Below are 9,699 nucleotides of genomic sequence, written 5' to 3'. Positions count from 1 at the left end.
GAGTGGTCCGGAGTGGGGGCAGCCGACGGAGGCCGCGGCGGAGGCCACCCGTGCCGCGTCCGGTTCCGGGCCGATCAGGTGCGGGGCGAGCGCGATGGACGTGGCGCCCGCCGCGCGGAGCTGTTCCGCGGCGGCCTTGACGGACGCGTCGTCGTTCAGCGAGGCCGTGAAGACCGGCGCGGCGAGGCGGGACGCGAGCAGCACGCCGGTGACCTCGGCCTGCCGGACGGCGGCGGCGTCGCCGGGGGTGGCGATGATGACGCCGGACGCGGCGGTGACCATCGTCATCAGCCTGATCCGGTCGGCGCGGGCGAGGCCGGCGTCGGCGAGGCGGTCGTGCAGGGCCTCGGCGATGAGGGGGTGCGGGCCGAGCGGCTCGGCGGCGACGGCGTTGGCCGGGGCGGCCGCGACCGCGTGGCGCATGGCCGCGTCCATGGCCGGGTCGGGGCCGGTGGACAGCGGCACGACCACCGCCGCGAGCTCGTCCGGGTCGCTGTGCAGGCCGGCGAGGACGGTGTGCAGGTTCGCCTCGTCGCCCTCCAGGTAGGCGACGCGGGAGGGCTGTCCGGTGTGCTCGATCTCGACGAGCCGCGCCAGCTCGAGGGCGGGCTCGGCGCCGGCCCGCCGGGCGGGGCCGGGGACGGCCAGGACCAGCGTGGGGGATCCGGGGGGAAGAAGGAACGATTCGTCGCCGCGGTGCCGGCCGCCGCGGGGGGCGCGGCGCCGTCGCGACGGCAGTGCCTCGGGTGCCTGGCTTTCGGGACTCACGGCGGGCATCGTAACGCCCTCCCGCCAGGAGGTCGGCCTCCCGTCCCGGCCGCCGTCGTTGCCTGGGTGAATCGTGGTCTCCTTCCCGTGCCGGCCGCGAGGCGTAGTGGTGGTGAAGAAGCAGAGTATGGCGCAATGGCCCGGGACAACAGAGGGAAATGACATAAATTGTCCCGTTTTGCCGCTATCTTCTTCTGTCCGGATCGGGCATCCGGGCGCGGCGCGGCCCATGACGGACGGTCGCGGGAATGGCGGCAATGCCCGTGAAAGGGGCCAAAGCGGTTGCGGGCCCGTCGCGAGCCGCCTTTATGATCCAGGGACCCTTCGCGCCGGACGCGGGGTAATGAGGGAGCCCGAGATGCACGACACCGTGACCGGTGAGCTGAACTGGCTGCTCAACGATTTCGCGCGGCGGGTGCCCGCCGTGCGGCAGGCGGTGATCCTTTCCCGGGACGGCCTGGCGGTCGCCGCGTCCGGCGAGCTCGGCCGCGAGGACGCCGAGCACCTGTCCGCGCTGGCGTCCGGCCTGCAGAGCCTCGCGCGCGGCGCCGGACGGCACTTCGCGGGCGGGAACGTCCGGCAGAGCATCATCGAGATGGACGCGCTCCTGCTGTTCGTGTCGGCCGCCGGGGACGGCACGTGCCTCGCCGTGCTGGCCGAGGCGGAGGCCGACGCGGGGCTCGTCGCCTACGAGATGGCGGTGCTGATCAAGCGCGCCGGGCGGCACATGCAGGCGAGCCCGAGGTTCGGGACGCAGGTCGGCGGCGAGCGCCTCGGAATGTCCTGACCTGCCGGAATTCGTATGCGCGCGCCGCCGGCGCGCGGATGTCCGATCGCCGGGAAGCCCTGACGTAGTAGGCTCCCGCACACCTCCGTACTCCCACGCAACGGGAGGAATCCCCCCGAATGACCCGCCCTCGGTTCTCCTCCATCCGGGCGAGGATCAGCCTGCTGGTCCTCGTGCCGCTGCTGGCGCTGGCCTCGCTGTGGGTGTTCCTCACCGGCATGACCTACGGTGACGCGAACGAGCTGCTGCAGAGCCGCAAGTTCCAGCAGGAGACGGTGCTGCCCATGCAGCGGTTCATCGACGGGCTGCAGAAGGAGCGGCGCCTGTCGATGGCCGAGCTCGGCGGCGAGCGGGCGGCGTCCCCGGAGGCGATGCGGAAGCAGCGGGAGGCGACCGACAAGGCGGCGGCGGAGGTCCGCGACGGCAGCCGTGACCAGGGGCTGCGGGACGCGATCCTGCCCGAGATCGTCCGGCGGCTGGACGCTCTCGTCCAGCGCATGGGCACGCTCCAGACCGTCCGCCGCGGCGTGGACCAGCGGATCGCCGACCGCGGCGAGGTGCTCCGCGAGTACGGCGACCTCATCGACGCGGGCTTCGCCATCTACAACGCGACCACGCCCGGGGACGGGTCCATCACCGCGCACGCCCGCACCCTCACCGCGCTCGGCCGCGCCCGCGAGTTCATGGCCCGCGAGGACGCGCTGCTGGCCGGCGCGCTCGCCGCCGGGCGGATCACCACCGCGGAGCGCGGCCTGTTCGCGCAGCTCGTCGGGGCGCAGCGGATGCTCTACACCGACACCGCGGCGAACCTCCCGGACGCCGACCGCGCCCGCTACCAGCGCCTCGTCGCGTCCCCGCAGTTCACCCGGCTCCGCACGCTGGAGGACCAGGTCATCCGCGGCGCCGAGCCGCCGGAGGACGGGGCCGCGCGGACGCGGTCGGCGGGCCGCCAGGGACAGGGCGCGCGTGTTCCGGCCATCGAGGCGGGCGACTGGCGGGCCACCGCCGACGTCGCCAACGCCCGCATGTACGAGTTCGAGAACAAGATCCTCGACGAAGTCACCGAGCACGCCAGGGGCATCGCGATCAGCGCGTTCTGGCGGCTCGCGTTCGCCGGCGGCCTCGGGCTGCTCGCGATCGTCCTGTCGGCGTTCATCGCGGCCCGCGTCTCGCGGCGGCTGCTGCGCGAGTGCCGGACGCTCGCCGCTGGCGTCGTGGACTTCACCCGCGAGCGGCTGCCGAAGCTCGCCGAGCAGGTCCGCGCCGGGCGTCCCGCCGACCCGGCGCCGGAGCCGGACGTCGACTACCGCATCGACGAGATCCGGCAGATCGCCGAGTCGTTCGACCGGGCCCGCGACGCCGTCCTCGCGGCCGCCGAGGGCGAGGTCGGGGCGCGGCGCGGCATCAGCGAGGTGTTCGTCAACCTCGCCCGCCGCAACCAGGCGCTCCTGCACCGCCAGCTCGGGCTGCTCGACACGATGGAGCGCCGCACCGAGGACCCGAACGAGCTGTCGGACCTGTTCCGCCTCGACCACCTCGCCACCCGCATGCGGCGGCACGCCGAGGGCCTGGTGATCCTCGCGGGCAAGACCGCCGGGCGCGGCTGGCGGCGTCCCGTCCCGCTGGTGGACGTGGTCCGCGGCGCGGTCGCCGAGGTCGAGGACTACCCGCGCGTCCGGGTGCAGCCGCTGCCGCGGGTCGCGCTGCTCGGCTCCGCGGTCGCCGACGTCATCCACCTGCTCGCCGAGGTGGTCGAGAACGCCACCACGTTCTCGCCGCCGCAGTCGCCGGTGCGGGTCGGCGGCCAGGCGGTCGCCAACGGGTTCGCGATCGAGGTCGAGGACCGCGGTCTCGGCATGACCGAGGAGGGGCTGCGCGCCGCCAACGAGCGGCTCGCGAGCCCGCCGGAGTTCGACCCGTCCGACAGCGCCCAGCTCGGGCTGTTCGTCGTGGCGCGGCTCGCGGAGCGCCACGGGATCACGGTCACGCTGCGCCCGTCTCCCTACGGGGGGACGACGGCGGTCGCTCTGATCCCGAGCGCGCTCGTCGTGGAGAACTTCGAGCAGGAGGCGTCGGCGCGGCGGCCGACCGGGCCGCTGCCGGAGCTGCCGGACGTGGAGGCGGACCTGTGGGGCTCGGGCGGCGCCGTCCGGCTGGTCGCCGAGACCGAGGCCGAGCCGAAGACCGAGGCGGCGACCGAGGCGGAGGCTCGGCCCGAGACCGGGCCGGAGGCCGAGCCCGCGGAGCCGCCGAAGAAGGGCGAGCTGCCCAAGCGGAGGCGGCAGCAGCATCTCGCGCCGCAGCTCAAACGGCGGGTCGACGAGCGCCTGGCCGCCAAGGGCCAGGCCCCGCCCCCGGCCGCGCCGAAGCCCGCGCCCGCCGCCGAGCCCGCCGCGCCGCCCAAGCCTGCCGCGCCGCCCAAGCCCGCCGAGCCCGCCATGCCGTTGTCCGCGCCCGTGCCGATGGACGCGACCCCAGCGGCGCCTGCGACCCCGGCGGCGTCCGCGGGGCCTGCGTCCGGCAAGGCCCAGGCGCCGGGCGAGTCCGCGGAGCGCTCGCCCGAGGCGATGCGATCGATGATGTCCGCCATGCAGCGCGGCTGGCAGCGCGGCAGGCAGGAGGCGGCCGGCGCCGAGCCGGGACCGAACCCACACGACCAGGAGCGGAGAACAGGCGACCAGGAGGACGACACCCCATGACAGAGGCCCAGTACTCCGGCACGGACGCCCCGGGCGGCAGGCCCGGCGGCGAGCTGGACTGGCTGCTGGACAGCCTCGTCCAGCGGGTGGACGCGGTCCAGAACGCGGTGGTGCTGTCGAGCGACGGGCTGCGGATGGCGGCCTCCAGCGGGCTGGCCCGCGAGGAGTCCGACCACCTCGCCGCCGTGGCCGCCAGCTTCCAGAGCCTCGCGCGCGGGGCCGGGGAGTCGTTCGGCGGCGGGCCCGTCCGGCAGACGATCGTGGAGATGGAGTCGTCGTTCCTGTTCGTCACCGCCGCCGGGCACGGCGCGTGCCTCGCCGTCCTCGCCGCCGCGGACGCCGACCTCGGGATCATCGCCTACGAGATGGCGATGCTCGTCGCGCGCGTCGGGCAGCACCTGTCCGCGGACCCGCGGCGGGCCGCCGCGGCCGAACCGGGCGGCGGGTGAGGCATGCAGGACGCCGCCTGGCACGAGGAGGAGGACGCCCCGGGACCGGTCGTCCGGCCCTACGCGCTCACCGGAGGCCGCACGCACTACGAGGGAGAGGACTTCGATCTCGTCGCGCTGATCGCCGCCGTGGACGCGCCGGAACCCGCCGCCGACCCCCTGTTGCAGGCGCCCTGGGCGCCGGAACATGACATGATCTTGGAGCTTTGCCGCACACCGCTGTCGGTCGCCGAGATAGCGTCGGATCTGGAACTTCCCCTCGGGGTCGTCCGTGTCCTGCTCGGCGATCTGCTCGACCGCTCGCTGATACAGGTCCGGCGCCCGGCGCCGGTGGCGCAGTTCCCCAGCGAGCGCGTACTCAAGGAAGTGATCGATGGAATCCGTGCGCTCTGACGCGGCCGCCGCACAGGGCGATTCCGCGCTGACGGTGAAGATCCTCGTGGCCGGTGGTTTCGGCGTCGGCAAGACCACCCTGGTCAGCGCGGTCAGCGAGATCCGCCCGCTGCGCACCGAGGAGGCCCTGACCGAGAAGAGCATCGGGGTCGACGACACCAGCGCCGTGGCGGGCAAGACGACGACGACCGTGGCGATGGACTTCGGGCGGATCACCCTGCCCAACGGCCTCGTGCTGTTCGTCTTCGGCACGCCCGGGCAGGACCGCTTCTGGTTCATGTGGGACGAGCTGGCCAAGGGCGCGCTCGGCGCGGTCGTCCTCGTGGACACCCGGCGCCTGGCCGACTGCTTCGCCTCCGTGGACTACTTCGAGCGGCGCGGGCTGCCGTTCATCATCGGCGTGAACCGGTTCGACGGGCCGGGCCGGCACACGGCCGACCAGGTCCGCGACGCCCTCGACCTGTCGCCCGAGATCCCGGTGATCTTCTGCGACGCGCGCGACCGGGAGGACGCCAAGCAGGTGCTCATCACGCTGGTCGAGCACATCATGCGGACGATGAGCAGCCGCCAGGCGACGATCAGCTACTAGCGCGCCCGGACGACCCCCGGCGGCACCGCCGCCGGGGGTCGTCTTCTGCGCACCTTTGTCCTCTAGATGGAAAAAGTTGAGATGATCTAGAAGAAAGGTCTTCTCAGAGCGGCGAAAGCCGGTTACCGTCTCGCCAAGCCCCCCGACCGGGCCCTCACCAGGAGAGGACGGCGTGATGCGCATGTCGGCTCGCCCGCAGAACGTGCATCAGGCACGGCTGCTGCGGCTGTTGCGCGACGAGGGCCCGCGCTCGCGCGCCGAGCTGGGCGACGTCGTCAGGCTGTCGCGGTCGAAGCTGGCCGTGGAGCTGGACCGGCTGGTCGAGCTCGGGCTCGTGGAGGGCGCCGGGCTGGCCGCGTCCCGGGGCGGGCGGCGGTCCGGGATCGTCCGGCTGTCGCCGCGGCTGCGGTTCGTCGCCTTCGACATCGGCGCGACCTCGATCGACGTCGCCGTGACCGACGGCGAGTTGGAGGTGCTCGGCCACGTCGGCGAGCAGTGCGACGTGCGGCAGGGCGCGACCGTCGTCCTCGACCGGGCGCTGGACCTGCTCGGCAAGCTCCGCGACGAGGGCCTCATCCCGCAGGTGCACGGCACCGGCATCGGCGTCCCCGGGCCGGTCAGCTTCCGGGACGGGATGCCGGTCGTCCCGCCGATCATGCCCGGCTGGGACCGGTTCCCGGTGCGGGACGCGATCGGCCAGGAGCTCGGCTGCCCGGTGCTGGTCGACAACGACGTGAACCTGATGGCGCTCGGCGAGCTGCACGCCGGGCTCGCCCGCGCGGTCGACGACTTCCTGCTCGTCAAGATCGGCACCGGGATCGGCTGCGGCATCGTCGTGGACGGCGCCATCTACCGCGGCGTGTCCGGCAGCGCGGGCGACATCGGCCACATCCGCGTGGACGACGACGGCCCGATCTGCGCCTGCGGCAACGCCGGGTGCCTGGAGGCGTTCTTCGGCGGCGCCGCGCTCGCGCGGGACGCGTCGGCGGCCGCGGCCTCGGGGGAGTCGCCGCGGCTCGCCGCGCTGCTGGAGGCGCACGGGGAGCTGACGGCCGAGCACGTCGGCGAGGCCGCGGCGGCGGGCGACCCGGTCGCCGTGCGGCTCATCCGGGAGGGCGGCCGGCACGTCGGGCAGGTCCTCGCCGGGCTCGTCAGCTTCTTCAACCCGGGCCTCGTCATCATCGCGGGCGGCGTCGCCGGGCTCGGCCACGCGCTGCTCGCCGAGATCCGCAGCGTCGTCTACCGCCGGTCCGCGCCGCTCGCGACCGGCAACCTCCCGATCGTGCTGTCCGAGCTCGCCGGGACCGCCGGCGTGGTCGGCGGCGCCCGGCTCATCAGCGACCACGTCTTCTCCTTCACCGCAGCCTGACCTCCGCCGCCTGAACCGCACCGACTCCGCCCGTCCCTTCGACTTCGTTCCTCCCGCCCCCGAGGAGGCCCGATGGGCTCGTCCGCACCCGAACCGCTGCTCATGATGCGCGGCATCGTCAAGCAGTTCCCCGGCGTCCGCGCGCTGGACGGCGTCGACCTCGACGTGCGCCCCGGCGAGGTGCACTGCCTGCTCGGGCAGAACGGCGCGGGGAAGTCGACGCTCATCAAGGTCCTCGCGGGCGCGCACCAGCCGGACGCGGGCGAGATCGTCTTCGCGGGCGCGCCCGTGCGGCTCGCCGGTCCGACCGCCGCGATGCGGGCCGGGATCGCGACCATCTACCAGGAGCTCGACCTGGTGGACGGCCTGTCGGTCGCGGAGAACATCTTCCTCGGCCACGAGAAGGCGACGTTCGGGTTCACCCGGCGCGGCGACACCGAGCGGGCGGCGCGCGGGCTGCTCGGCCGGCTCGGGCACGCCGAGATCCCGCCGCGCCGCGAGGTCGGGCGGCTGCCGGCGGCGGGCAAGCAGGTCGTCAGCATGGCCCGCGCGCTGTCGCACGACGCGCGCCTCATCGTGATGGACGAGCCGTCCGCCGCGCTCGCGCACGACGAGGTCGACAACCTGTTCCGCATCATCCGGGAGCTGACCGGCGCGGGCGTCGCGGTCGTCTACATCTCGCACCGGCTGGAGGAGATCCGCGAGATCGGCGACCGGGTGACCGTCCTGAAGGACGGCCGGGCGGTCGCCGTCGGGCTCCCCGCGCGCACGACGTCCACCGGCGAGATCGTGTCGCTGATGACAGGACGCGACGTCGAGTACGTCTTCCCGGAACGTTCCGGCGAGCCGCCCGGCGACCGCCCGGAGATCCTCCGCGTCGAGAACCTGGCGCTGCCCGGGGCGTTCGAGGACGTGTCGTTCAGCGTCCGCGCGGGCGAGATCGTCGGGCTGGCCGGGCTCGTCGGGTCCGGGCGCTCGGAGATCCTGGAGACCGTCTACGGGGCGCGGCGCCCGGCGCGGGGGCGGGTGCTCGTCGACGGGCGTCCGGTCCGGCCGGGCGACACGGGCGCGGCGGTGCGGCGCGGCATGGGCATGGCGCCGGAGGAGCGCAAGAGCCAGGCGCTGCTGCCGAACGACACGGTCGCCGGGAACGTCAGCGTCGCCGGGCTGTCCCGGTACGCCTCGTTCGGCTGGCTGAACCGGCGCCGCGAGCTCGCCGACGTGCGCCGCCAGATCGAGGCGCTCGACATCCGCCCGCCCGACCCGGGACGCCCCGTCGTGACGCTGTCGGGCGGCAACCAGCAGAAGGTCGTCCTCGCCCGCTGGCTGATGGGCGCCACCGGCAAGGGGGCCGCGGACCTGCGGCTGCTGATCCTGGACGAGCCGACCCGCGGCGTGGACGTCGGCGCCCGCGCCGAGCTGTACGCGCTGATCCGCGGGCTGGCCGGGCGCGGCATCGGGGTGCTGCTGGTGTCCAGCGAGGTCCCCGAGGTGCTCGGGCTCGCCGACCGGGTCCTCGTCGTCCGGGAGGGGCGCGTCGTGCACACCGGCGCCGCCCGCGACCTCGACGAGGCCGCCGTGCTCAACATGATCATGGAAGGGAGCGCCCTGTGACGAAGGCGGGTCTGAACGACCGACGCGACGGCGCCCTCGTTTCCCTGACGAAGCGGGTCGGGAACGGCGCGTCCGGCGGCGGTGTCGGCGAGATCCGGCATCTGGGGCTGGTCGCGGCGCTGGTGCTGCTGTGCGCGGCCGGGCTGATCACCGAGCCGGAGAACTTCGCGACGTCCGGGAACGCGGTCGGCGTGCTCGTGCTCGCCGCCACCATCGGCGTGATCACCGTCGGCCAGACCTTCGTGATCATCGGCGGCGGGATCGACCTGTCGGTCGGGTCGGTGATGGCGCTGGCGTCGGTGTGGGCGACGACGGTCGCGACGCAGTCCTACGGCCCGGCGGTCATGGCGATGTGCGCGATCCTCGTCGGCACCGGGTCCGGCGTCGTGACCGGGCTGCTGATCTCCTACGGGCGGATGGTCCCGTTCATCGCCACCCTCGCGATGCTCGTCGCCGCGCGGGGCCTGGCGCAGCGGATGTCGGACCGCAAGACCCAGCTGATCCGCCCGGAGAACGACGCGATCGAGGCGCTGTCCACGGCGAAGCTGCTCGGGCTGCCGCTGCTGGTGTACATCTTCGCGGCGGTCGCGGTCGCCGGATGGCTGCTGCTCAACCGCACCACGTTCGGCCGCCGGACGTTCGCGGTCGGCGGGAACCGGGAGGCGGCGCGGCTCGCGGGCATCGACGTCCGGCGGCACACGCTGCTGCTGTACGCCCTCTCCGGGTTCTGCTGCGGCATCGCCGCGATCATCATCATGGCGCTGACGACCACCGGCTCCAGCACCCACGGCGACCTCTACGAGCTGGACGCGATCGCCGCCGTCATCATCGGCGGGACGCTGCTGACCGGCGGCCGCGGCACGATCACCGGGTCGATCCTCGGCGTGCTGATCTTCACCCTGATCACCAACCTGTTCATCCTGAACGGCCTGCAGACCAGCGACCAGCTCGTCGCCAAGGGCGTGATCATCGTGATCGCCGTGCTGCTGCAGCGCCGCGGGCTCCGCTCGCCCACCTGACCCCGCCCGACC

Annotated in this window: 9 protein-coding genes; 8 read left to right on the top strand and 1 reads right to left on the bottom strand. The window is 74.0% G+C overall.

What is annotated here, in order from left to right:
- Positions 1-777: hypothetical protein (locus E1264_RS34725; protein ID WP_243711346.1), on the bottom strand; the 777-nt coding region annotated here is incomplete at its 3' end.
- A 349-nt stretch (positions 778-1,126) separates the two neighbouring features.
- On the opposite strand from E1264_RS34725, the gene E1264_RS34720 reads away from it, so the two are divergent.
- From E1264_RS34720 to E1264_RS34685, 8 genes are all read left to right on the top strand, one after another.
- A complete protein-coding gene (locus tag E1264_RS34720) occupies positions 1,127-1,555 on the top strand; it encodes a roadblock/LC7 domain-containing protein (protein ID WP_207936619.1) in 429 nt (142 codons plus the stop codon).
- Between the two features lie 119 nt (positions 1,556-1,674).
- Positions 1,675-4,254: a nitrate- and nitrite sensing domain-containing protein gene (locus tag E1264_RS34715; protein ID WP_132180424.1), complete on the top strand. Its 2,580-nt coding sequence runs from the start codon at positions 1,675-1,677 to the stop codon at positions 4,252-4,254.
- Entirely contained in the window at positions 4,251-4,703 is a 453-nt protein-coding gene (locus E1264_RS34710) for a roadblock/LC7 domain-containing protein (protein ID WP_132180422.1), read from the top strand. Before E1264_RS34715 ends, E1264_RS34710 begins: the two co-directional genes overlap by 4 nt.
- A 3-nt stretch (positions 4,704-4,706) precedes the next feature.
- On the top strand, positions 4,707-5,096 hold the full coding sequence (locus E1264_RS34705) for a DUF742 domain-containing protein (protein ID WP_132180420.1): 390 nt from the start codon (positions 4,707-4,709) through the stop codon (positions 5,094-5,096).
- Positions 5,077-5,685 (top strand): ATP/GTP-binding protein, encoded by a 609-nt coding sequence (locus E1264_RS34700; RefSeq protein WP_132180418.1) that lies wholly within the window; start codon positions 5,077-5,079, stop codon positions 5,683-5,685. The genes E1264_RS34705 and E1264_RS34700 overlap by 20 nt, the downstream gene beginning before the upstream one ends.
- 175 nt (positions 5,686-5,860) lie before the next feature.
- On the top strand, positions 5,861-7,054 hold the full coding sequence (locus E1264_RS34695; RefSeq protein WP_207936617.1) for an ROK family transcriptional regulator: 1,194 nt from the start codon (positions 5,861-5,863) through the stop codon (positions 7,052-7,054).
- Between the two features lie 72 nt (positions 7,055-7,126).
- A complete protein-coding gene (locus E1264_RS34690; RefSeq protein WP_132180416.1) occupies positions 7,127-8,668 on the top strand; it encodes a sugar ABC transporter ATP-binding protein in 1,542 nt (513 codons plus the stop codon).
- Entirely contained in the window at positions 8,665-9,687 is a 1,023-nt protein-coding gene (locus tag E1264_RS34685; RefSeq protein WP_132180414.1) for an ABC transporter permease, read from the top strand. Before E1264_RS34690 ends, E1264_RS34685 begins: the two co-directional genes overlap by 4 nt.
- Positions 9,688-9,699: the final 12 nt, after the last annotated feature.

This window comes from Actinomadura sp. KC216 (genome assembly GCF_004348535.1).
In the GTDB taxonomy this organism is placed as follows: domain Bacteria; phylum Actinomycetota; class Actinomycetes; order Streptosporangiales; family Streptosporangiaceae; genus Spirillospora.
Note: the sequence above shows the minus strand (reverse complement) of the source record. Positions and strands in the feature narration are given on the sequence as shown.